The 24333-nt window shown below is 46.1% G+C and carries 23 protein-coding genes; 9 read left to right on the top strand and 14 right to left on the bottom strand.

The genetic code is table 11. The features are described 5' to 3' along the window. The first annotated feature begins 45 nt into the window (after nt 1-45). The 3 genes from ACXADP_RS12070 to ACXADP_RS12080 all read left to right on the top strand — a co-directional run bounded on the left by ACXADP_RS12070 (nt 46) and on the right by ACXADP_RS12080 (nt 3278). Nucleotides 46-1110: an FUSC family protein gene (locus ACXADP_RS12070; protein WP_474971530.1), complete on the top strand. Its 1065-nt coding sequence runs from the start codon at nt 46-48 to the stop codon at nt 1108-1110. A 55-nt stretch (nt 1111-1165) separates the two neighbouring features. Beyond that, nucleotides 1166-2698, top strand: coding sequence for a glycine betaine uptake BCCT transporter (locus ACXADP_RS12075; protein WP_474968380.1), 1533 nt, complete (start codon nt 1166-1168; stop codon nt 2696-2698). A 199-nt stretch (nt 2699-2897) separates the two neighbouring features. Beyond that, nucleotides 2898-3278: a hypothetical protein gene (locus ACXADP_RS12080; RefSeq protein WP_474971531.1), complete on the top strand. Its 381-nt coding sequence runs from the start codon at nt 2898-2900 to the stop codon at nt 3276-3278. A 138-nt stretch (nt 3279-3416) separates the two neighbouring features. On the opposite strand, the gene lpdA is transcribed toward ACXADP_RS12080, so the two are convergent. The 5 genes from lpdA to ACXADP_RS12105 all read right to left on the bottom strand — a co-directional run bounded on the left by lpdA (nt 3417) and on the right by ACXADP_RS12105 (nt 9500). Then, entirely contained in the window at nt 3417-4826 is a 1410-nt protein-coding gene (gene lpdA / locus ACXADP_RS12085; RefSeq protein WP_474968378.1) for a dihydrolipoyl dehydrogenase, read from the bottom strand. Nucleotides 4827-4829: 3 nt separating this feature from the next. Continuing rightward, the gene (locus ACXADP_RS12090; protein WP_474968377.1) at nt 4830-6134 is read right to left on the bottom strand and encodes a dihydrolipoamide acetyltransferase family protein; all 1305 of its coding nucleotides are present in this window, start codon (nt 6132-6134) and stop codon (nt 4830-4832) included. A gap of 29 nt (nt 6135-6163) precedes the next feature. Further along, entirely contained in the window at nt 6164-7141 is a 978-nt protein-coding gene (locus ACXADP_RS12095; RefSeq protein ID WP_027954054.1) for an alpha-ketoacid dehydrogenase subunit beta, read from the bottom strand. Nucleotides 7142-7144: 3 nt separating this feature from the next. Beyond that, nucleotides 7145-8227: a pyruvate dehydrogenase (acetyl-transferring) E1 component subunit alpha gene (gene pdhA / locus ACXADP_RS12100; protein WP_474968376.1), complete on the bottom strand. Its 1083-nt coding sequence runs from the start codon at nt 8225-8227 to the stop codon at nt 7145-7147. Between the two features lie 577 nt (nt 8228-8804). After that, nucleotides 8805-9500, bottom strand: coding sequence for a YkyA family protein (locus tag ACXADP_RS12105; protein ID WP_474971532.1), 696 nt, complete (start codon nt 9498-9500; stop codon nt 8805-8807). A gap of 155 nt (nt 9501-9655) precedes the next feature. Between ACXADP_RS12105 and def the strand changes: the two genes are divergently transcribed. After that, nucleotides 9656-10210, top strand: coding sequence for a peptide deformylase (gene def, locus ACXADP_RS12110; RefSeq protein WP_474968374.1), 555 nt, complete (start codon nt 9656-9658; stop codon nt 10208-10210). Nucleotides 10211-10250: 40 nt separating this feature from the next. Here def and ACXADP_RS12115 read toward each other — a convergent pair whose 3' ends face one another. Then, nucleotides 10251-11027, bottom strand: coding sequence for a Cof-type HAD-IIB family hydrolase (locus ACXADP_RS12115; protein WP_474971533.1), 777 nt, complete (start codon nt 11025-11027; stop codon nt 10251-10253). Between the two features lie 437 nt (nt 11028-11464). On the opposite strand from ACXADP_RS12115, the gene ACXADP_RS12120 reads away from it, so the two are divergent. Continuing rightward, on the top strand, nt 11465-11674 hold the full coding sequence (locus ACXADP_RS12120) for a DNA-dependent RNA polymerase subunit epsilon (protein ID WP_474968372.1): 210 nt from the start codon (nt 11465-11467) through the stop codon (nt 11672-11674). A 3-nt stretch (nt 11675-11677) separates the two neighbouring features. Further along, nucleotides 11678-13345, top strand: a complete 1668-nt coding sequence (gene rnjA / locus ACXADP_RS12125) for a ribonuclease J1 (protein ID WP_027954048.1) — start codon at nt 11678-11680, stop codon at nt 13343-13345. A 46-nt stretch (nt 13346-13391) separates the two neighbouring features. On the opposite strand, the gene ACXADP_RS12130 is transcribed toward rnjA, so the two are convergent. The 4 genes from ACXADP_RS12130 to ACXADP_RS12145 form a co-directional block, all read right to left on the bottom strand. Then, complete coding sequence (locus tag ACXADP_RS12130; RefSeq protein WP_474971534.1) at nt 13392-15113, bottom strand: pyruvate oxidase; 1722 nt, start codon at nt 15111-15113, stop codon at nt 13392-13394. Between the two features lie 111 nt (nt 15114-15224). Then, on the bottom strand, nt 15225-15494 hold the full coding sequence (locus ACXADP_RS12135; RefSeq protein WP_474971535.1) for a hypothetical protein: 270 nt from the start codon (nt 15492-15494) through the stop codon (nt 15225-15227). Then, nucleotides 15494-16033, bottom strand: a complete 540-nt coding sequence (locus ACXADP_RS12140; protein WP_474968369.1) for a hypothetical protein — start codon at nt 16031-16033, stop codon at nt 15494-15496. Before ACXADP_RS12140 ends, ACXADP_RS12135 begins: the two co-directional genes overlap by 1 nt. Nucleotides 16034-16099: 66 nt before the next feature. Further along, entirely contained in the window at nt 16100-16771 is a 672-nt protein-coding gene (locus ACXADP_RS12145; RefSeq protein WP_474971536.1) for a BMQ_0737 family morphogenetic spore coat protein, read from the bottom strand. Nucleotides 16772-17096: 325 nt separating this feature from the next. Between ACXADP_RS12145 and ACXADP_RS12150 the strand changes: the two genes are divergently transcribed. The 3 genes from ACXADP_RS12150 to ACXADP_RS12160 all read left to right on the top strand — a co-directional run bounded on the left by ACXADP_RS12150 (nt 17097) and on the right by ACXADP_RS12160 (nt 18790). Continuing rightward, on the top strand, nt 17097-18182 hold the full coding sequence (locus tag ACXADP_RS12150; RefSeq protein WP_474971537.1) for a hypothetical protein: 1086 nt from the start codon (nt 17097-17099) through the stop codon (nt 18180-18182). Then, a complete protein-coding gene (locus tag ACXADP_RS12155; RefSeq protein ID WP_474968366.1) occupies nt 18182-18583 on the top strand; it encodes a M67 family metallopeptidase in 402 nt (133 codons plus the stop codon). The genes ACXADP_RS12150 and ACXADP_RS12155 overlap by 1 nt, the downstream gene beginning before the upstream one ends. 63 nt (nt 18584-18646) lie before the next feature. After that, the gene (locus tag ACXADP_RS12160; protein WP_156896443.1) at nt 18647-18790 is read left to right on the top strand and encodes a hypothetical protein; all 144 of its coding nucleotides are present in this window, start codon (nt 18647-18649) and stop codon (nt 18788-18790) included. A 107-nt stretch (nt 18791-18897) separates the two neighbouring features. On the opposite strand, the gene ACXADP_RS12165 is transcribed toward ACXADP_RS12160, so the two are convergent. From ACXADP_RS12165 to ACXADP_RS12180, 4 genes are all read right to left on the bottom strand, one after another. Further along, nucleotides 18898-19563 carry a potassium channel family protein gene (locus tag ACXADP_RS12165; protein WP_160835446.1) on the bottom strand — a complete coding sequence of 222 codons (666 nt, stop codon included), beginning with the start codon at nt 19561-19563 and terminating at the stop codon, nt 18898-18900. Between the two features lie 332 nt (nt 19564-19895). Continuing rightward, on the bottom strand, nt 19896-20909 hold the full coding sequence (locus ACXADP_RS12170; RefSeq protein ID WP_474971538.1) for a cytochrome d ubiquinol oxidase subunit II: 1014 nt from the start codon (nt 20907-20909) through the stop codon (nt 19896-19898). Continuing rightward, entirely contained in the window at nt 20906-22267 is a 1362-nt protein-coding gene (locus ACXADP_RS12175; protein WP_474968364.1) for a cytochrome ubiquinol oxidase subunit I, read from the bottom strand. The genes ACXADP_RS12170 and ACXADP_RS12175 overlap by 4 nt, the downstream gene beginning before the upstream one ends. 247 nt (nt 22268-22514) lie before the next feature. Next, complete coding sequence (locus ACXADP_RS12180; protein WP_474968363.1) at nt 22515-24326, bottom strand: ABC transporter ATP-binding protein; 1812 nt, start codon at nt 24324-24326, stop codon at nt 22515-22517. Nucleotides 24327-24333 lie beyond the last annotated feature (7 nt).

The following is a 24333-nucleotide window of genomic DNA, read 5'->3' on the forward strand; positions in this document are numbered from 1 at the left end:
TAATAAGGAACCGTGGTCAGAAGACACGACATATGGGTGATGGTTATGCTTCATACATTGAAGAAATTTAAGATTTTAGGAAGCCGGACGTTGAAAACGGGAATCTCTGTCTTTTTGACTGCATTAATATGCGGTTTTTTTAATTTGCCGATCATCTTTGCTGTTATTACAGCTATAGTGACCATCGAGCATACGGCAGCAGATTCCATTAAGAAGGCAGCGGTCCGGTTTCCTGCATCAGCAATCGGGGCTTTACTTGCAACTGCCTTTTATGGATTATTCGGTAAAGGTGCGCTGACATTCGCACTGGTCGCCATGGCTACGATTGCCGTCTGCCACAAATTAAAGCTTGATGATGGGATTTTGGTGGCCACGATCACAGCTACAGCTATGATTCCCGATTTTCAGGACCAGTATTTTGTTTCGTTTTTCACAAGATTGGGTACTACATCCATTGGGATCATCATATCGACATTTGTGAATTTTTTCCTGCTTCCACCCAACTATTCCCCCACGATTTACAAAAACATCAATGGTCTGTATAATCAAGCTGGTCTGCTCTTAAGGCGTATAATCGAGAATGTAACGGCAGATTCTAAAGAGAAATCCCGTGGGATTCAGCGGTCATACCGACAACTCACTGCCCATCTGGAAACAACGAACCAGCTGTCACGGTATCAGCGTGAGGAGTGGAAGTACCATCGTCATACCGACGAAGAGATGGTTTCTTTTCAGCTTTCACAGCGAAAGCTTGCCGCTTTTCAGCAGATTGCCTATCATTTGGGGAACCTGCAGTATGTCCAGACAAAAGCCTCTGATTTTACGGAAAGCGAAAAAAATCTGCTTCTCGAACTGACGGATGAATATGTCAATGTACTGTTTGACCCGGCTCATTCGATCAGGGAGAAACAATTCAATATGGTGCATCAATTGGATGAAGCATTTTGGAAATGGAAAGAAGAACATGTCGTGAAACAGACCGGGTACAGGCATCACTTACCCCCTCAAACCATTTTAATCTACGAAATGCTTTGTTTTCACGATGTTCTGGAAGAATTGCAAAATTTGTCAGAAAAACAGATGCATGTCGTGAAAAGGTGCTACTTTTAGACCTGATTTTTATGAGGGGAATCAAACATAATACTTAATAGGAGGGATTTTCTTCATGAATCAAGTGACGAAAGTGTTTTATATCTCAGTTGTCGCTGCACTATTATTCATTGGATGGGGTGTTATTCCTGAATCCACCCTTCCCACGTGGAACTTAAGCAACGTTACATCTACAATTCAGGGATTTCTAACCGATAAATTCGGATGGTTTTATCTATTATCTGCTACAGGCTTCTTAATCTTTGCCATCTTCCTCGTCTTTTCTAAATTCGGAAAGCTGAAGCTTGGTAAGCCTGACGACGAGCCGGAATATCCATACATTACATGGTTTGCGATGCTGTTTAGTGCAGGTATGGGGATCGGCCTTGTATTCTGGGGAGCTGCGGAGCCACTTTCCCACTTCCACACGCCGCCACTTCCAGGACAGGAGGCTATGAGTGAAGAAGCAGCCCAGGCTGCCATGAAATATTCCTTCTTCCACTGGGGACTCCACCCTTGGGCCATTTATGCTGTACTTGCTCTTGCCCTTGCCTACTTTAAGTTCAGAAAAGATGCCCCTGGTGTTATCAGTGCGGCTCTTACACCGGTATTAGGCGAGAAGAGAGTAAAAGGTCCAATCGGTACAATCGTGGACTTTATCGCTGTATTTGCCACAATCTTTGGTGTCGCTACATCACTCGGACTTGGTGCCCTGCAGATTTCAAGTGGTCTTGCATTTGTCATCGATGGACTTGAGGATACGTTTACACTGCAGCTGATCATCATTTGTGCTGTTACCGTATTGTTCATGGTTTCTGCTATGACAGGATTGAACAAGGGGATTAAATACCTGAGTAATACAAACATCGTACTAGCGATTACATTAATGGTTTTCCTACTGTTTGCAGGTCCTACGAACTTTATTATGGATTACTTCACGACGACATTCGGTTCTTATGTCCGTGACCTTCCTTATATGAGTTTCCGTCTGACGCCTTTTGCTGAGGATAATTCCTGGGTTCAGGGCTGGACGATCTTCTACTGGGCATGGTGGATTTCATGGGCACCATTCGTAGGTACATTCATTGCCCGTGTATCCCGCGGCCGTACCATCCGTGAGTTCATTCTTGGTGTCCTGCTCGTTCCAACGATCTTCGGTGCCCTTTGGTTCTCCGTATTCGGCGGAACAGCAATTTCTCTTGAATACTTTGACGGTATAGATATCATCTCTGACGTTAATGAACTTGGTACAGAAGTTGCTCTATTCTCCATGCTCGAGCACATTCCGCTCGGAGCTGTCATGAGTGTCATCGGACTGCTGTTAATCAGCACATTCTTTATCACATCTGCCGACTCTGCAACCTTCGTTCTTGGTATGCAGACGACAAATGGAAGCCTGAATCCTAAAAACCAGGTGAAATTCACTTGGGGAATCATTCAGGCAGGAGCTGCTGCTGTGCTGCTGTGGCAGGGTGGATTGGGAGCCCTTCAAACAGCTGCCATTATCGCAGCCTTCCCGTTCACATTCATTTTAATTCTCATCTGTTTCTCCCTGTTGAAAACGTTCCAGGAAGAAGCGAAGAAAGTCGACCTTAAGAAAAAACGATAAGCTCAATAAAAACGCCCGGGTAAAATACCCGGGCATTTTTATATCCAATCCTACTCTCCATGATAACCTCCCCTCTTTAACATCTCTTTTCATTATAAAACACCAGGCTTTCATTCCTGTGACAAATCCATAACAACCCGGGATCCATCTTCTTCATCTGTTAAACTGAACATGAACTCAGATAAGGGAGAGAAGCTGCATGCAAACAAACAAACTTATGATCTTCACCGTCCTTCTCCTATTAATGGGCTGTATCGGTCAGTCTGAAGAAGTCCAGGTCCTTTCTACATCTCCTGATGATTATGATTTATACCTCTACACGAATCCAGATCAGGAGGAAAAGGCTGAAAACTACATGAGCGCCCTTCTGAATTGGAAACTAGAGCATCAGGACCAAAACCGCCTGCAATTCAAACAAACGACCACAGACTCCCACAAAGTCGAAGATATTGAAAGGGCTTCTCTCCCTATGCTCGTTGTCAAAAAGGAAGGCCGTACGATTACCCGGCTTTCCGGTATTGAAACCGAACATCGAATTTCATCCACCCTGGAGGAAGCACTCGTGCTCTCAGGAACATAAACAACATACCTCCAAACAAAAAGAAGCACCCGCTCCCGGCGGACTGCTTCTTTTTAATTCAGGGGCGCTGATCCCCCGTTTTATGTGGAAACATAAAAAAACTGCCGGACTTTTTGTCCGGCAGTTTTTACTTTATCATTACTTCGTGATGTGAATCGGCTGACCGATAGCAACTTCAGCAGCTTCCATCGTAATCTCACCAAGTGTAGGGTGAGCGTGGATGGTAAGAGCCAAGTCTTCAGCAGTCATTCCAGCTTCAATGGCAAGACCAAGCTCAGCAATCATGTCACTGGCATTTGGACCGGCAATTTGAGCACCGATAACAAGATCATCATCTTTACGCGTAACGAGTTTAAGGAAACCGTCACTGTCGTTAAGAGAAAGGGCACGACCATTAGCTGCAAACGGGAATTTAGAAGCTTTCACTTCATATCCTGCGTCTTTAGCTTCCTGCTCAGTATAACCAACAGAAGCAAGTTCTGGATCAGAGAATACTACAGCAGGGATGCCGTGGTAATCAATTTCTGTTTTCTCGCCTGCAATAGCTTCAGCAGCCACTTTCGCTTCGTAGGAAGCTTTGTGAGCAAGCGGAGGTCCAGCTACGATATCACCAATCGCATACACGTTATCAAGGTTTGTGCGGCACTGGTTGTCGATTTCAATCAGACCTTTATCCGTCATGTTCAATCCAAGATCTTCAAGACCGATTTCATCAGTGTTCGGACGGCGTCCAACCGTTACAAGAACGTAATCAGCATCAACGGTTTTTGTTTCGCCTTTCACTTCATACGTAACTGTTACGCCATTTTCTGTTTCTTCCACACCTTGAGCCATCGCGTTTGTTTCAATGGCCACTCCTTTTTTCTTCAGACGTTTCTTCACAATGGAAGACATTTGTTTTTCGAATCCGCCAAGGATATCTTTCATACCTTCAAGGATGGTTACTTCCGTATCGAAGTTTGCGTACGCTGTACCAAGCTCCGTACCGATGTATCCTCCTCCGATTACGACAAGCTTCTTAGGAACTTCCTGAAGGGAAAGAGCTCCTGTAGAATCAAGCACGCGGTCAGAGAACTTGAAGTTTGGAAGTTCAATTGGACGGGATCCTGTTGCGATAATCACATTGTTGAACGTATAGGTTTGAGAGTTTTTCTCATCCATAACGCGTACCGTGTTTTTATCGACAAAGTATACTTCACCTTTTACGATGTCTACACTGTTTCCTTTAAGAAGACCTTCAACACCGCCGGTAAGTTTGTTTACAACGCCGCTCTTCCATTCCTGGACCTTGGAGAAGTCAACCGTTGTATTTTCAGATTGGATACCCATGTCGTCGGCACCTTTAGCATGCTCGTAACGGTGACCCGCCTGAATCAATGCTTTTGAAGGTACACAGCCGACGTTCAAGCAGACACCGCCAAGGTTGCCCTTATCAACGATGGTTACTTTCTGACCCGTCTGGGCGGCGCGGATGGCAGCAACATAACCGCCTGGGCCCGCACCTACTACTAATGTGTCTAGTTCAATTGGGAAATCTCCTACTACCATACTTTACGCCTCCATCATAATTAGTTGTGGATCGTTCAGTAAACGCTTGATGTTGTTCATTGCGTGCTGAGCTGTTGCACCGTCAATAATACGGTGGTCAAAGCTTAGGGAAATAGCAAGAACTGGAGCCACTACGACTTCACCATCGCGTACGATCGGCTTATCAGCGATACGGCCGATTCCTAGAATAGCTACTTCAGGGTGGTTGATAACTGGTGTAAACCACTGACCACCGGCAGAGCCGATATTCGTAATCGTTGTGGAAGCACCTTTCATCTCTTCACCAGAAAGTTTACCATCACGGGCTTTAACAGCCAGTTCATTGATTTCACTTGAGATAGAGAATACAGACTTACGATCCGCATCTTTAACGACAGGAACCATCAGTCCTTTTTCTGTATCTGCAGCAATACCAATATTATAGTAGTGTTTCTGAATAATTTCATCCGTATTGTCATCAATGGACGTATTTAGAACAGGGAATTTCTTCAGTGTAGAAACAAGGGACTTCACAACATATGGAAGGTAAGTCAGCTTGATATCCTGTTCTGCAGCAACGCTCTTGAACTTCTTACGGTGTGCAACAAGTTCAGAAACATCCACTTCATCCATCAATGTTACGTGAGGAGCTGTATGCTTGGAGTTCACCATAGCTTTGGAGATCGCTTTACGGATTCCACTCATCTTCTCACGAGTTTCTGGATAAGCTTCGCCTGCAGCTGGTGCTGCCGGTTTGCTGGAGGCTTCTTCCTGCTTCTCTTCCTGAGCTGGAGCTTCAGAAGAAGCTGTATCCGCTTGTCCACCGTTCATGAAGCTTTCAATATCTTCCTTAAGAACACGGCCATTTTTGCCTGAACCCTGGACCTGACGGATTTCAACGTCATTGTCACGGGCAAACTTACGTACAGACGGCATAGCGATGACGCGCTTGTCTTCGTCTACATCTGCATCTGCAGAAGATGCAGCCGGCTGTTCAGTTTTTTCTTCTTTGCTTTCTTCTTTAGGAGCCTCTGCTTTTTCTTCCTCAGCGCTCTCTTCCTGAGGAGCTTCAGAAGAACCAGTGTCCTCGGAACCGTCATCAATTGTGATGATTACAGTACCTACGGTTGTTGTTTCGCCTTCATCAACATGGATCTCTTTTACAGTACCATCCACCTGGGAAGGAATTTCAACAACGGCTTTGTCGTTCTGTACTTCACAGAGTACATCGTCTTCTTTTACTTCGTCGCCTGGTTTGACGAACCACTTTGCAATTTCACCTTCGTGGATACCTTCACCGATATCAGGCAGTTTAAATTCAAATGCCACGGGTATTCCCTCCTAGTAATTAGAGATAATTAAAAGTTCATAACGTCGTTGACTTTTTCAACGATCGTGTTGTGATTAGGAAGCCATACTTCTTCCGCTTGAGTAAATGCATATACCGTATCTGGTGCAGCTACACGCAGAACCGGGGCCTCAAGGTGAAGAATCGCTTTTTCCTGGATTTCAGCTACAATGTTGGAAGCGATACCGGCCTGCTTTTGTGCTTCCTGCACAACAACGGCACGGTTTGTCTTCTTCACAGATGCAAGGATTGTTTCGTAGTCCACAGGGGAAACCGTACGAAGGTCAAGAACCTCAGCGCTGATTCCATTTTTCTCAAGTTCTTCTGCCGCTTTAAGGGAAGAATGAACCATTGCACCATAAGCAACAAGAGTTACATCTGTACCTTCGCGCTTAACGGCTGCCTTATCCAGATCCACCGTGTACTCTTCTTCCGGTACTTCTTCACGGAAAGAACGGTAGAGCTTCATATGCTCAAGGAAGATAACTGGATCATTATTACGGATGGAAGAGATCAAAAGACCTTTGGCATCGTAAGGGTTGGATGGAATAACTACACGCAGGCCAGGCTGCTGTGCCATTAGACCTTCAAGGCTGTCCGCGTGAAGTTCAGGCGTGTGAACACCGCCGCCGAACGGAGAACGAACCGTGATCGGCATTGGACGTGTACCGCCGGAACGGTAGCGGTAACGAGCCATTTGGCCGCTGATCGCATCCATGACTTCGTAAACGAAGCCGAAGAATTGAATTTCTGGTACCGGGCGGAAGCCGGTTAGTGCAAGTCCGATGGACATACCGCCGATTCCGGATTCAGCCAGGGGTGTATCAAATACACGATCTTCGCCGAATTCTTTTTGAAGACCTTCAGTAGCACGGAATACTCCGCCGTTTTGACCAACGTCTTCACCATAGATCAGCACGTTTTCATCATTTTTAAGTTCTGTGCGCATCGCGTCTGTGATGGCTTGAATCATTGTCATTTGTGCCATGATTTACTTCGACTCCTTTTCCTTATATTCTTCCAGCTGCTCCTGTAGGTTGGATGGAAGTTCCTCGTGCATGATACCGATAAGATCGGCTACCGACTGCTTAGGAGTGTTGTCAGCTTCTTTAACCGCTGCTTTGATTTCTTCTTTTGTTTTTTCGATCAGTTCGTTCTCTTCCTCTTCAGACCAAAGACCTTTAGCTTCGAGGAATTTACGGAAACGCACGATTGGATCTTTCTTCTCCCACTCGCTGTCTTCATCTTCCGTACGGTAGCGTGTAGGATCGTCACCAGCCATGGTATGAGGGCCGTAACGGTAAGTAAGAGTTTCGATCAATGTAGGACCTTCACCGTTTACAGCGCGGTCACGAGCTTCTTTTGTAGCCGCGTAAACAGCAAGAACATCCATACCATCAACCTGGATTCCTTCGATACCAGCAGCGACTGCTTTTTGAGCAATGGTCTGAGCCGCAGACTGCTTCTCTACAGGTACAGAGATCGCAAAACGGTTGTTTTGTACAACGAAGATCGCCTGGGCACCGAAAGCACCTGCAAAGTTGATACCTTCGTAGAAGTCACCCTGGGAGGCACCGCCGTCACCAGTATAAGTAATCGCTACAGCGTTTTGGCCGCGCTTTTTATAGCCAAGACCAACGCCGGCTGTTTGTGTAATTTGTGCACCAATAATAATCTGCGGGCTTACTGCGTTCACGCCCTCAGGCATTTGGTTTCCTTTGAAATGTCCACGGGAGAACAGGAAAGCCTGGTGAAGTGGAAGACCGTGCCAGATCAACTGTGGTACATCACGGTATCCCGGCAGGATAAAGTCTTCTTTCTCCAATGCAAACTGGCTTCCAAGCTGTGAAGCTTCCTGCCCTGCTGTTGGAGCGTAGAAACCTAGACGTCCCTGGCGGTTAAGCGCAATAGAACGCTGGTCCAAAATACGCGTATATACCATACGGCGCATGATTTCTTTTAAATCTTCATCTGATAGGTCAGGCATGAAATCGTCATTTACGATTTCGCCTTCTTCGTTAAGGATTTGAAACGTTTCGAACTGGTTTTCAATGTTCTCTAGAGTTCGTTTCAAGTCATTCACCCTTTCCTTTCGTATTTTAAAAATGGATGCTGTAAGTAGCTTTCCCAATTATGAAAAAAACTGTACCGATTTGCTCTTTACGTTTTACCCCTCACATCCATGGATTAATCATGACGAGGAGATATCTAAAACTGTTACAATTGTTAACTAAGATTCAATGGTACAATGTCAATCCACTTTGTAGTTTAGCTCAATTCGTCATCATTCGTCAATCACTTCGATGCAGATAATATCCAGATGAGGAAAGAGCCGCTGCACAGCAGTCGAAACCCGGCAGATCCTGCGGTGAAAAAAACTAACACTGTATCACCCAAAATTTAAGCCTGTATTAATCTTATGTTTTTTCTCCTTAATAATCAAATGGGAGGCTTTAATAGGCAGGCATTTCCGGGCAGTCCAGTCAGCGTAAATCATATCCGGTGCGTAAAGCACCCTTCTTCGCGGCATGGATGGACTTAAGACTCCGGTCACCCCTCGCCCATGGGCAGGTGTCAAAACGGGGAGGGTTGAAGCGTCATCATAAAAACAACAAAAGACCCGCTTGCGTATGTAAGCGGGTCCTTTGTTGTTAAGAAGCTTCTTCCTCTGTTGTGTCCTCTTCGGATTCTTCATAGGTCACATCGAGTTCCATCATTTCATAAAGCTCTTTCTTCAATGTATTGTATTCATCTGTATACTGGTTGAACGCTTCGTTCTTTTCTATAACCGTATTGTAGCTTTCATTAATCTTCTCAACTTGAGATTTCAAGTCCTCTTCCTTCAGGTCTTCCTTCTGCGTCATTTCATACAATTCCGCATCAAGCGTGAGTGCCTCATCATAGGCGCTGTATAACTCCTCATATGTACGGTACCGTTTCTCCATGACATCTATAAGCTCCTGCGCTTTTTCCTGAGCTTCCTGATTCTCCTCGCCTAGATCTTCTACAGGAGATTTAATCTCATCAAATTCAGCTTTAGCTGCATCGATGCTTTCTTTTTCGAGCTCCAACTTATTCCGTCGCTCTTCCACAATGCCGGCGGCTTCTTCTGATTTTTCTTTGATTTGATCAAACTGATCCATATTCAAGGCAATGATTTCGTCATAAAGCTTTTGTTCCTGCTCTTCCAGTTCAACCATCGGCTCCTGCTGTTCACGGAACGTTTCTTCCTGTGAAACGGCTTCTTCCAAATGCTCGTAAATTTGTTCTTCCGGCGCTTGATTGGAACAGCCTGTCATAACTAAGGCCGCTGCGGCAAGCGCTCCGATCATCGTATGTAATCGCACAACATTTCCCCCTCGTAATCCCTGACACATTATTGTAAACTAAGCATATCTACAATAGTATAATAATTGGCAGGAATTGAAAAGTACCGAATTCATTCACCTGTCCTGTCAATGGAAATACAGAGGAAGATATAAGCTTGAAAGGATGTTGTTTCATGATCACAATGGACGATATTGTCCGCGAGGGTCACCCCGCATTAAGGACAGTAACGGAAGAAGTAACCCTCCCTCCTTCTGAAGAGGATAAGAAAACATTGGAGGAAATGGTTCAATACTTAAAAAACAGCCAGGATGAACAGGTGTGCAGCCGCTACGGCCTGCGTCCCGGTGTCGGCCTTGCAGCACCTCAGATCAATGTGAACAAACGGATGCTGGCCGTACATTTTACAGATATGAAAGATAAACTATACAGTTACGGTCTGTTCAACCCCCGTATAGTCAGCCACTCAGTGGAACGTACGTATCTATCCACTGGAGAAGGTTGTCTTTCGGTCGACCGTGAAGTGCCCGGATATGTCCCAAGGTACCGGAGAATCACAGTAAAAGCGACAGATTTGGAAGGGAATGATGTGAAACTGCGGCTGAAGGATTACGCAGCCATTGTCTTCCAACACGAAATCGATCACCTTCATGGAGTGATGTTCTACGATCACATCGACCAGGAGCAGCCGTTCAAAGAACCGGAAAACGCCACACCCGCCGATCGTTAATAAAAGAGCGCCGTCTGATCATTCAGCGGCGCTCTTTTCATTATTTTAATAAGCCAAGTTCATATATCGCGTGGGACAGGCCATCCTCTCCAACATCAACCGTAACAAAATCGCTCACAGCCTTCGTTTCGGACACGGCATTCCCCATAGCTACACCGGTGCCGACCTCCCGGATCATTTCAATATCATTCAATCCATCACCAAAGGCAAAAGTGTCCTCCATCTTAAGGCCGGCGGCTTCTACGAGTTTCTTGATCCCCTCTGCCTTTGACCCTCCACGGGGAAGCACATCACAGGACACCGGGTGCCAGCGGATATAATCGAAGGCCGGAAAGGCTTCCCTGTACTCTTCAATTTCATCGCCTTCACAAAAAATCAGGGACTGATAAATGTTTCTTCCTTTATAAAAAGACGCATCTTCATCCGGATGATCAATGTATAATGTTCCGAGGCTGGAAGAAATATCTTCATGATCCGGAGTGGAGGCCCTCATCTCCTCATGGTTCATGAACACCATCGGATGATTATTCGATTCTGCATGAGCATGGAGCTTTTCAAGATCAGGTCCTGAGAGGGGGTTCGTGTAGACTTCCTCCCCTTCAAAAACAACATACTGACCGTTGAAGCTGATATAGGAATCGATTCCAAGTTCTTCTCTCAGCTCTTTGTACATAAAAGGAGCACGTCCGGTGGCAATGGCACAGTAAACGCCTTGATCCTTCAGATCCTGAACCGCTTTTTTCGTCTTCTCCGGAAGCTTTTTATCGTGGTCAAGCAGTGTTCCATCAATATCAAAAAAGGCAATTTTCTTATCCATAAGCGTTCCTCCTGCATATTCAAATTCTTTCATTTCTGCGCTCTTATCATAGCATGTCCTGCTCTTTGGCTATACTGTAGCATGAGTGGATAGGTTTGAGAAGAAAAACACACCATAATGACAAAATATAAAATGTAAATGTTTCATTCTTTCACAAACCGTATTATACTAGAGATAACAGGGATTGGGCGGTTTAACGTTTTTGGCGTTTTCTTCATCAACATAAAGGGGATGGATGCAAATGATGAAGCGTCTGAGAAGAAAGCTTAGAAAACGTTGGAAAAATTTTATGAAGCGGAAGACATACGCGTAAATCATTGTTTCAGGTGTACGGCCACCTGCGCATACAAGAATCATTACCATACACGCTGGAATCGTGCTATGATGATGAGAGGACAAGAATGTGGAAATTATATCTAGTTAGGAGCGATAACGTAATGATATTCAAAGTATTGTATCAGGGACTTGATACTGAAGTTCCTGTCCGCGAACGTACAGACAGCATGTACCTCGAAGCGGAAACCGAAAGACAAGTACGTGAAAAATTAAAAAATGCAGGATTTAATATCGAATATATCCAGGTGCTTGATGAGGATCACCTGGCATATGAGCAGCAATCCGAAGATTTCAGGCTGGAGCAGTTTTAACCGATGAAATTTGTGAAAAATGACCAGACCGCCGTGTTTGCCCTTGGAGGCCTCGGTGAAATCGGTAAAAACACATACGGCGTACAATTCCAAGACGAAATCATCCTCATTGATGCAGGGATTAAGTTCCCGGAAGACGAACTGCTCGGTATCGACTATGTCATTCCGGATTATACTTATCTCGTGCAGAACCAAGATAAAATCAAAGGTCTGTTTATCACGCACGGTCACGAAGATCACATCGGTGGTATTCCCTACCTTCTGCGTGAACTCAATATTCCAATCTATGCAGGGAAGCTTGCCATCGGCTTAATCCGTAATAAACTGGATGAGCACGGCCTGCTGCGCAGTGCGAAATTAAACACGATTCAGGAAGAAGACGTGATTAAATTCCGCAAAACGTCCGTATCCTTTTTCCGGACGACACACAGCATTCCTGATTCTTATGGAATTGTTGTAAAAACACCACCAGGCAACGTCGTTCACACGGGTGACTTCAAGTTTGATTTCACTCCTGTAGGTGAACCGGCCAACCTTGCTAAAATGGCTGAAATCGGTAAAGAAGGCGTTCTTGCCCTCCTTTCCGACAGTACCAATAGTGAGGTTCCTGGTTTCACTAAATCAGAACGTGTTGTGGGACAAAGCATCCATGACATCTTCACGCGTATGGACGGCCGTTTAATTTTTGCGACCTTCGCGTCGAACATCCACCGCCTTCAACAGGTCGTGGAAGCCGCTATTAAACATGGCCGTAAAGTTGCCGTATTCGGCCGCAGTATGGAATCTTCCATCCGTATCGGTCAGGAACTTGGATATATCCGTGCCCCTAAGGATACATTCATTGATGCCCAGCAGATCAATCGTCTGCCGGCAAACGAAGTCGTCATCCTTTGTACCGGATCCCAAGGTGAACCAATGGCCGCCCTGTCAAGAATCGCCAACGGCACCCACCGTCAGATTCAAATTCAACCAGGCGACACCGTTGTGTTCTCTTCTTCCCCAATCCCTGGAAACACAATTAGTGTCAGCCGTACCATAAACAAGCTGTATCGTGCAGGTGCCGATGTTATTCACGGACCACTGAATGATATCCACACATCCGGACACGGCAGTCAGGAAGAAATGAAGCTCATGCTCCGCCTTATGCAGCCGAAGTTCTTTATGCCGATTCACGGTGAATACCGCATGCTGAAAGAACATGTGAAATTGAGTCTGGACTGCGACGTTCAGGAAGAGAACTGCTTCGTTATGGATAACGGTGATGTGCTTGCCCTAGGCAAGGAAGAAGCCTCTGTGGCAGGAAAGATCCCATCCGGGTCTGTTTATGTAGACGGAAGCGGAATCGGTGATATTGGTAATATCGTTCTTCGGGACCGACGCATCCTTTCTGAAGAAGGTCTTGTCATCGTTGTAGTCAGTATCAACATGAAGGAATTTAAGATTGCTTCAGGTCCTGACATCATTTCCCGTGGATTTGTCTACATGAGAGAATCCGAGGACTTGATCAAAGAAGCCCAGCAGCTCGTCAGCTCCCACGTTGAAAAAGTGATGGAGCGCCGTACGACTCAATGGTCTGAAATTAAAAATGAAATTACAGATACCATCGCGCCGTTCCTGTTTGAAAAAACAAAACGCCGTCCGATGATTCTTCCAATCATTATGGAAGTGTAATGAAAAAGCCCGCTGTCTCTCGACAGCGGGCTTTTTTGATGTGGTATTATAATAAACGTTGAATGGATTTCTTGAGGTCAGGAAGGTCCAGCGTTCCGGATTCAAAGAATTCCTTCACGATATACTTCGAATAATTCACCGCCGATGTGTAATCGATTTTCCCTGGAAGCGGAGCCTGGTCTTCAATGACTACATCAATCAGAACCGGTTTATCTGAGAGGAATGCCTGCTTCATTTTGGTCCCAAGTTCTTCATAGGATTCAATGCGGTAGCCTTCTGCTCCGCACGCTTCAGCAAATTTGGCAAAGTCCACTTCACCAAGGTTTGTTGCATAATTCAAGTGTCCCATCTGTTCCTGCTCATACTTAATCATCCCGATTTTACTGTTATTCAGAACAACCATTTTAATCGGCAGGTCGTATTTAACAGCGGTGACGAAATCATGCATGACCATGGAGAACCCTCCGTCTCCGGATACTCCGACCACCTGCTTCTCCGGATGAGCTTTCTGCGCTGCTATGGCACCAGGGAGTCCACTCCCCATTGTTCCAAGCCAGCCGGAAATGAGGAATTTCTGGTTGACGAGATGAAGGAAGCGTGTGAGCCATACGGTAACGTTCCCAACATCTCCGGAAACGACTGCCCCCGGCTTCAAATGTTTTTCCAATTCATACATTACTTGTGGAGCATGTAGAGGATCCTCTTCCCTTCTCTTTTCCTCCTGTACAGCAATACGCCAATCCTTCATCTTTTCCTGGTAGTAAGACAGAAAGCTGCGTTCTTCCACTGGTTCCATCACATCGGTCAGCGCCTGCAGTGTTTCCCGGCTGTCCCCGGCAAGGCCTGTTGTAATCGGATAATGCTTGCCAAGGTGAGCGGGCTCCCGATCAACCTGAATCGCATTCACTTGTTCCGGGAGAAAGTCACGATAAGGAAACTGGGTGCCGACTAAAATGAGAAGGTCGGTTTCCTTCATCGCATGGTACGCCGGTTTGGTACCAATTTGACCGTGCTGGCCCAGACAATAGGGATGATTATCGGGAATGATCCCTTTTCCGAGCAGGCTCATAATGATCGGCGCTTTAATGGTTTCGGCGAAGGCAATCAGTTCACTGGCTGAAGACTTCGTCCCCTGTCCTGCCAGAATCAACGGTTTTTCGGACTTCTCAATCAACTTCCTTGCCTCATTTAAATGTTCCTGACGAGGGAAAATTTCCGGTTTGAAAAATTCACCGGATGTCCGTCTCGTGTTATCGCTCTGCTTTTTAGCGAATAAGTCATCCGGGACAATCAATACAGACACGCCTTTATTGGCATAAGCTTCCTTCACTGCCTGGTCCAGCAGATCCGGGAGCTGTTCTTCCGTTTCCGCACGTTGATTAAAAACCGATACATCATCAAACATGCGCTCCAGATTAATTTCCTGAAATGCTCCGGTTCCAATTTCCTCGCTGTGTACCTGCCCCACGATAGCAAGGACAGGCGCACCATCAGCCTTCGCATCATAAAGTCCATTTAATAGATGGATGGCTCCCGGACCGGCTATCCCCATCGTCACACCAAGTTTTCCAGTAAGCTTCGCATATGCGGCTGCCGACAGAGCACCTGTCTCTTCGTGGCGGACCTGAAGAAATTCGATCTCGTCCTTCCTTTTTCTCAAATCATCAATCAATTCATTTATAGAATCACCAGGCATGCCGTATACATGATCCACACCCCAGTCGATCAACTGCTGTGTCAGTAATGCTCCTGTACGTTTTTCAAACATATGCTTCATCCTTTCAACTTGCTGAATTTCTCGTCTATCCTTTGTATTTCCTTATCGCTCATTCAGTAAACAAAAAAAGAACGGGGATTCCGTCCCGTTCTTAAGATTCTTTCATTCTTCCCCCTCATCTAAAAGGGCCTCAATCTCTTCGAGCTGTACCAGTACATCCCCCATCCACTGTTCCACCTCATCGACAAGAGGAGACTTTTCCAGCTCTCCCCCCTGCTCCTGTTTTTGCATCAGGTATAGGAAAAGCAGCTTCAAGGAGTCCTCCTCCAGAAAAACAAAACTATGGTCATCTGTCCGCTTGGCACTCTTTTTCTGTTTTAATTTTTCAACAAGCCAATGCTTTATAAATTGCTGGACATTTTCTTCCGCCATCAATCTCCCTCCCCTTTCACACCACTTGCACTCATCTGGTTCAAGGAGGGTACACCGGATTCCCACCCTTTTCCATACGCAAATCCCTGCATAATGGAAGCATAGGATTTCTCCGGTTTCCATTTCAGCTGAAAATTTGCGAAGGTCAGGGACCCTCCAGGTTCAATCATGTTCTGCTCCAGGGGTTTTAACCAGAATTCGTTCTTCGCCTGTTCTTCATCCATCCGAAGCCAGGCACCTGCTGCCTTCATTTTTGCGACTTGAGCTTTATGTATATATTTTCCTGAGAATTGAAATGGGGAATCCTCTGACATCTTAAGGCAGATGTAAGGGTCATGCATCACCTGGTGACCCAGGTTACGGATATGAAAACTTGCGATCATCATACTTTCCTGATCGGAATCATGGGAAACGTGGATGGAATACGTAAAAAAACAGATAACAGCCCTGTGCTGTCCTGCCTTCAATGCGGTGACTTTTTTACGGATGTCCTTGATGCGGGCCTCCTGCTGTTTTTTCAACTGCAACAACCGTTCCATATCATGCCACCTCCAAAAAAAATACAAGAGAAGAAGGGATTCCTCTCTTGTATTTATGCAGCTGGTTTACGCATTATCACCATCGTCAGCCGTTGGGAACAATACCGGACATTGTGGCGGCATTGTTGGTGCCGGGCAAGGTGGGATTGGAAGCAGATCACGCGGCTCACAGAACTCAGCAATAAGCTCAAGCGTTACTGGATATGTGGATTGGATGCTTTGGCAGAGACGCACGGATACCGTGATGTCATCAAGGGAATCTCCAGCTGTTCCATTTTCTTCACACGTGAAGTTACAAACAAAACAGTCAAGGTCTGTATAAGTAACCTCCACGTCTGTTCCTTCCGGCGCACACAATAGTACCTGCTCACAGCGGACAAAGTCAGCTTCTCCTACTTCTACAACTGCTCCACCATTTTCTGCTGTCAATTCTACAGCGATGGTTACCGTAAAGTATTTACGAATGTTCACAAGCTGAAGCGTCAACAGCGTTCCGTCAACGACAAGCTCCTGATCGACGCGTCCGACGATTTCAATCGGATCGTCTTCACGCGGCTCTACTGTACAGATGACTTCTTCAATGTCATCACACTCAAGCTGTTCTCCTGAGGGACCGACGGGAAGCTCAAAGTCTCCGATTGTTAGATCAAACGAAGCCTCATTGATTACCCAGTCATAAACTTTTGTTGTGTTGATACATAGGAGCTCCTGGCCCCCATTAAGATTTTTTGCTTGCATGGTTAGCAAACACCTCCGAATAAGATTTTTCTTTCATTCGTAGCATATGTCTGGAAAAAAGCTTGGGTCTAGTACATTCGCTGATGTTTGGTGGGATTTTACAATTTTGTGCGAACACCTATATTACATGCAGGAGACCTCATATGGTGTCTGTCCAGCCCAAAGGAAATGTTCCACACATAACATCCCAAAGGCGGGCATAGGCTGATATGTAAAAAGAGCCGTTTCACAACCGTGGGCAGGTGTCTTAAAAACACCTCAGCGATGTGTCACGGATCAGGAACGAATCAATACTATAATACTGTGCTGGTAAGGGTGATGAATGATGGGACAGTTCAGCCATACAGGCCCGGACCATGTGGAGCTCCTAAAATGGAACATCAACCTTTTTAAGGAGATGGTCCAATCTCTGGAAAATGGTGACTGGACGGTGGAGGATGGGTACAGGGGAAAAGATCCGCTTCATTATAAGTTATTGTTAGAAGGAGTTATCAACAAAATGGAAGAATTCAACCAGCAGCTTGAGCTGCGAACGAATCAGCTCACAGCTCAAGTTCAGCAACTGAGTGAGCATGTTCATCTATTGAAAGATGATGTGGAAGACATCAAGGAAAAGCTTGACCGCCTGCAATTGAAAGATTTAATTCAGAAAATGAATGTGATTATTGAACAGCAGGACGATCGTGAACAGGAACAAGTGCAGCAATCTGAGAATGACCGGTTAAAAAGTGAAATTGATCAGTTAAAAGCGGAAATGAAAGCGCAGAAGATGCAGGAATACACCGAACAGAAGACGACGGCGAAAGAGCAGGCAGGACCTAAAGTTTCAGAGTATCGGAGACTGAAGACGATGCTGCATTCCTCGCCCATGTATCCAGCCCAGAGACAGGACTATTACCCTCCCCAGCAGCCTTATCCATATTCCAGCCCTGCCTCCTACTATCCACCACAACCGGGCCAGTATCAGCAAAACTATCCAACCGCACAAGAGTCGACCCGGAGAGGACATAAACGGTCGTCCCGCCACCCGTTTATAGAACCTGTCAAAAATACCATCTTAAAGTCAACTTCAAAAAAAAACGATAAAGAACCCGCCCAGACCGTGAGTTCCCACACTCCGCCGGCGGTAACTACAATTCAGAAAGAGCCTGAAAATAAAAAAGCGCTGGTTCAAACCATCGCTCATACCATCGCGGCCATTCCAGCAGAGGAATCAACTCTCCCTGAACAACAGGCCTCCAAGGGGATGAAACGCACCTCCCCTGTCTCAATCGAAAAGGCTAACATCACGCAGAGGCATAAGCCGGAAATCGTCTCTCCTGGGTCAGAACCATTATTGGAGAAGGAGACCCCTGCTAAAAAACGGGAATTCTCTTCGATCTTTTCCATCTTTCAGAAGTGGAACGGATAATGGTGAGGATTGATCAGAGGTTATATGAGCAAATGGTCGATCACGGGTATACCTGCCTGCCGAATGAAGCCTGCGGACTGATCTCGGGTCACGGTGAAAAGGTTGAGCAAATCTGGCCGCTTGTGAACGAACGCCCTTCCCCCCGCCGTTTTTTTGTCAGTAAGACCATCGTTTCTTCCACCCTTGAAGCCATTGAACAATCAGGGCAGCAGGTGTTGGCCGTTTATCATACCCATCCGGGAACAGCACCCGTGCCCTCCTCTTATGATCTTCAAAGTCACCAGGACAGCACGGTAAAAATGGTGATCATCTCCTACAAATTCCATTCTCCACGCTCCGCCTGCTACTCCATATGGGACGGCCGCTATGTAAAGCACCCATTTCATATCGGGGAGCGTTAAGCGCCCTTCCCTTTTTCCATAGTGTGCTTATACTACAGTATCAAGGTGTAAGGAGAGGTGGCTATGAAAGAAAAAAGAAGAAAAAGACTGGTTAAGGTCAACCGGACCATGAAACAAACCCCAACCCCAATCGTTATTGAAACGACGAAAAATAAAGTCGAGCGTCCTGTTAAACGAGGGGGCTGCTGTTTAAAAAGGAAAAGCTGATTGAATCTCGCCTCCGAATGAGACCAATGAGCGGCATGTCCTTATTATTATTTATAAACACTTATAATAAAGGCCCCGGATTCCATATAGGAACCGGGGCTTCTGGTTTAGTCCTCAACAACAAGATTTTTTTCAAAGCGGCTGATATCTTTGTCTGCACCAATGACGATCAGGACATCACTTTCCCTGATTTCCTCCGTAGCCATCGGGGAGACAATCACATCCTTCTCCCGCTTAATGGCAACGACGTTACACCCATATTCCGCACGGATATCGAGGTCCACCAATGTTTGTCCGCCCATTTTACTGCCGGCTTTCACCTCGACAACGCTGTGGTCATCGGAAAGCTCGATGTAATCCAGAATATTATTGGAAATGATATTATGAGCAATCCTTTTCCCCATATCTCTTTCCGGATGGACGACTTGATCGGCACCGATTTTGTTCAGGATCTTTTCGTGGTAATCATTCTGGGCTTTGACCGTAATCATTTTGATGCCCATTTCTTTTAGAATCAAAGTAGTCAGCATGCTGGCCTGTATATTGTCACCTATGGCAACAATGACATGGTCAATGTTGCGGAATCCAAGTTCTTTCAGGGCATTTTCATCCGTCGAATCTGCAATGACGGCATGAGACGCGATATCCCTGTATTCATTGACTTTATCCTCATCAAGGTCAAGCGCCAGCACTTCCATTCCTTCACGGCTTAATTCGCGGCATATACTGCCCCCGAATCGTCCAAGACCAATGACGGCAAATTCTTTCTTCATCTTTCCCGACCCCCATCTATCACGTAAAAAATCTATGCTTATTCTATCACACAATTGTGTCCATCACATAAAAAAGTAGAAACCACTTGTTCTTCCACTGCCTAAAGAAGCTCCTACCATTCAGACGGGACCGGGGAAAGGCGGGGTATTCATAAGGGACATGTTCTTTACCACTATGGTCTTGCAGAGCAAAAAGGGAAGAACGTCTGTCAAACAGAGGTTCTCCCCTTTTATCGATATCTATTTGGTCAGGCTGGTATCCGCCAATAAGCGATCCGTGACCTTACATGATGCAGGTGTTTTTCTTCAGTAAGCGTAGAGAAGGAGCTCTGCTACTTTTTCCCCTTCACATAATCTGCATCAAACAAGAACATGCGCATGAGGAGAATCAGCGATGGAATCAGCAGGAAAAGACCTGCAATAAAGACAATGACAAGCGCCACAGCCATCGATTCATTCGTCACCGCATTGGAAATCGTCACGTACGGATAAAGCAGATACGGAAGATGAGACGCTCCATACCCAAAGAAAGCTACGAAGAACTGAAGCATGACGGCTATAAAGGCCCATCCGTAAAACCTTTCTGTATAGACGAGGAACAATGCAGTTATAAAGAACCCTACAGAAATTCCGAACACCCACCACAAGTCAATCGCCCGTTGAAAATGCTCTGGATTCTGCTGACTCAAAGCAATAAATGTCGTGAGGCTGGCAATGATGGTCGGAGAGCTCCAGAACAGGGCATACTTCCTGACAATTTCAAGTGCCGGGCGGTCTCCTGCACGATGGGCATAATACGTTAAAAACATCGCGCTGATGTAAAGAACGGAAACGATGGCGAGAAAAACGACACTCCATGAATAAGGGCTTGAGAACAGTTCTCCGAAAAGAAGCTGCACACCATTTTCCGTTTCTTCAATAAAGCCTCCCTCTGAAATCGTCAGAGCGGTGGATAAAGAGGCCGGAATGAGCAGCCCTGTCGCTCCGTAAAGGAACATGTAGAGGGAGTTGTCTTTGGATCCATAGTTTTCAAACGCATAAAAGGATCCCCGTATAGCAAGGAGAACAATCGCAATACTTCCCGGAATCAACAGGGACTGCCCAAAATAATACGCCATATCCGGGAAGAATCCGACAAGACCGACGAAGAAAAAGACGAAGAAAACATTCGTCACTTCCCATACCGGAGAGAGGTACCGGGAGATCAGCTGATTAATCAAGTGATCCTTTTTCGTTATTCTTGCATAATAGGCAAAAAAGCCAGCACCAAAATCTACAGATGCGACGATCAAATATCCGTAAAGGAACAACCAGAGGACGGATATCCCGATGATTTCATAGCTCATGACTGTCCCTCCCTGCTGGCTGCGGCTGTATTCGGAAAGCGGTGCTCCAGTTCAAGCTCGGCAGGCTTGCCTTTGAATATTTTGCGTAACGTAAGCAGACATCCAACACCGAGCACAAGGTAGACGGCAGCAAACAGCGCAAACATCCAGCCGATGTACGGAGATGTCGTCGAACCTTCCGCAACAGTCATAAAGCCTCTCAAAATCCACGGCTGTCTTCCGACTTCGGCATAAATCCAGCCAAACTCAATCGCGAGCATCGTCAAAGGACCAGCCGCTGCTACTCCCCACAAGAGAATAGGATGGAACGGGTTTCCTTTCTTCCATTTCCAGAGCACAAGGAAGAGCAGAGAAATCCCCAGGGTGTAAAAGCCGATCGATACCATCAGATCGAACATATAGTGGATCCATAAGGGAGGCCGCTCGTTCTCAGGTGTTTCCTCGAGCCCTTCCACTTCTGCATTAAAATCGCCGTGAGCGAGGAAACTTAAAGCATTGGGAATCCTGATCGCGTTTTCAACTTCATTGTTCTCATTCAGGGTACCGAATACAACAAGGTCTGCGCCTTCTTCGGATTCAAAGTGCCATTCCCCGGCTGCGAGCTTCTCGGGTTGATGCTCAGCCAGAAACTTCGCCGATAAATCACCGGCAAGCGCTGTAAGCATGGCAAAGATAAAAGTGGCAGTCATTGTAAGTTTTAATGCTTTTTTGTGATAGAGGGATCCTTTTTTTATCAAAATGATGAAAGCAGCAATCCCTGCAAGCACCGCTGCAGCGGTTAAATAAGAGGAAGATATGACGTGAAAGACCTTCGTCGGTGTCGCAGGATTGAACATCGCCGCAAGTGGATCCACCGATGTAAAACGGCCCTCTTCCAGCTCAAAACCCTGGGGCGTGTTCATAAACGAATTCACCGTTGTAATAAAGAAGGCGGACATCGTTCCTCCAATGACCACAGGAATGGATAACAGCCAGTGGTAGATCGGCTTCTTGAACCGGTCCCACGTATATAAGTAGATCCCTAGGAAAATCGCCTCAAAGAAGAAGGCGAAGGTTTCCATGAATAACGGCAGAGCAATCACGTTCCCCGCAAGCCTCATGAAGCTCGGCCAGATGAGTGACAGCTGCAGACCGATCGCCGTCCCTGTCACAACTCCGACAGCGACCGTAATCGTATACCCTCTCGTCCAGCGCCTGGCGAGCAGAGTGTAATGCGGATCCTTCCGCTTGATTCCGATGAATTCCGCAATGGACACGAGGACGGGGACCCCGACTCCCAGTGTTGCGAAAATGGCGTGAAATAGTAATGTCATCGCAGTGAGCGCACGACTCACTTCGACGGTTTCGAATCCAAACATCTTAATTCGTTCCCTCCTACCCAGGAATAATCTCAAAATCTGTTCTGGGATTAGTATAAAACGTAAAACACCGTTGTGGTATTCAAGATGATGACTATTTTGTGACAAACTTCACAAAGTCTTTTCAATTCTTATCGTACCGCACACCATCCGTCCTGTCGACCTATCTGCCTGTTCCCCTCCTCCGTTCTTTTCTAACGTTGTTCAAAAGAAAAAACCCTGTAGAATTTTTCTACAGGGTGATTTATTATATGGCATCCAGCATTTGGAACTGGGCTTTTACAAGTTCATAATATTCACCGTGCTGATCCATAAGTTCATCATGAGATCCCTGCTCAAGAATCTTTCCATGCTCGAGCACGAAAATGTTGTCGGCTTCACGTATCGTTGATAAGCGGTGGGCGATCATAATGGCTGTTCTCCCTTTCAGGAGCTTCTTCAAAGCCTGTTGAATCTTCAATTCGGTTTCTGTATCTATACTCGCTGTTGCTTCATCCAGAATGAGAATTCTCGGATTGGCAAGCAGGGCCCGGGCAAAGGAGAGAAGCTGCCGTTCTCCGGCTGAAAGAATATTCCCCCGCTCCTCTACTTCGGTTTCGTAGCCGTTGTTCAAGCGCTGGATAAAACCATCCGCTCCTACCACTTCTGCCGCTTCTTTCACCTCTTCATCCGTAGCACCCGGACGCCCGAAGCGGATATTTTCCATAATCGTTCCCGAAAAAATGAACGTGTCCTGAAGAACGACACTGATCTGCTGTCTGATACTATCAATGGAAGCATCCTTCAAATCCACCCCATCGATTTTGACGGCACCTTTGGTTGGGTCGTAAAAACGGCTGATCAAGTTGGCAATCGTAGATTTCCCTGATCCCGTATGTCCAACAAGGGCCACCGTTTCTCCTTGTTTCATCTCAAGGTTGATATCATGAAGAGCAATCCGCTTGGAATCGTAGGCAAACTGAACGTGGTCGAATTCGATGTGACCTTTCATATCCTTCAGTTCCACGGCATTTTTCTTCTCCTCGACATTTGGTTCTTCATCCAGGAATTCAAAGATCCGTTCAGAGGCTGCCATCGCCATAAGAAGCTGGTTGTACATCATCCCCAGTCTGGATATAGGTTCCCAGAACATCCCAAGGAAGAAGGCGAACGATACAAACGTTCCGACCTGGATATCTCCCTGAAGAATCAACCAGGCCCCAAATGAAACGAGGATGACTGTACCGATGGCATTGCTCATTTCGACAAACGGACGAAACATCGCACTTTTTTTCGTCGCTTCCTTCCATGCGAGAAAGTTATCCGTGTTCACCCCGTCAAAGTATTCGGTATTTTCCTTCTCCTGTGTAAAGGACTGGGTAATCCGAATGCCCTGCAGACTTTCATTCAAGTGGGAATTCAGCCTGGACTGCTGGATTCGTACCTGCTGCCAGGAGCGTCGGATATTCCGGCGCAGCTTCGTGGAAATATAGAACATCAGCGGCATGATCACGAGAATCGCCAGGGCAAGCTTCGGATCGAGTGCCAGCAGAATAGCGATGATCCCAGTTAAGAGAACAATATCCATCAGAAGGTTGATGATCCCGTTTGTAAACAGTTCCTGAAGCGAGTTGATATCATTCATAATCCGCACGAGAATGGAACCGGCAGATCTTGAATCAAAAAACTTGTGCGACAGCCTTTGGACATGGGAAAACAAATGCTGTCGGAGATCATAAATCACGTTCTGCCCCAGAATGTTGACATACTTAATCCTCAAGGCGTTGGCGATGTAGCTGAGAACATACAAGCCTGCAATTCCCAGCACCAGCTGGATCAATAAACCGTTGTCTCTTTCTGCAATCGCAGTATCAATAGCCACCTTACCAATTAAAATCGGTACAATCAGCCGGACGAGCGTGGAAATCAGCATGGAAATAATGGATACAGGCAGAAGTTTTTTTGTATACGGCTTGATGTACGTAAGCAGACGCCACATCTGTGCCCAGTTAAAAGGCTTCTCAATGGCCTGATCCTGTGAATATTTGAAACGGTTTAAGTGTTTATTTTTTCCTGCCATAGAATGT

The sequence above is a fragment of the Halobacillus sp. AWH4_228 genome, assembly GCF_056158365.1.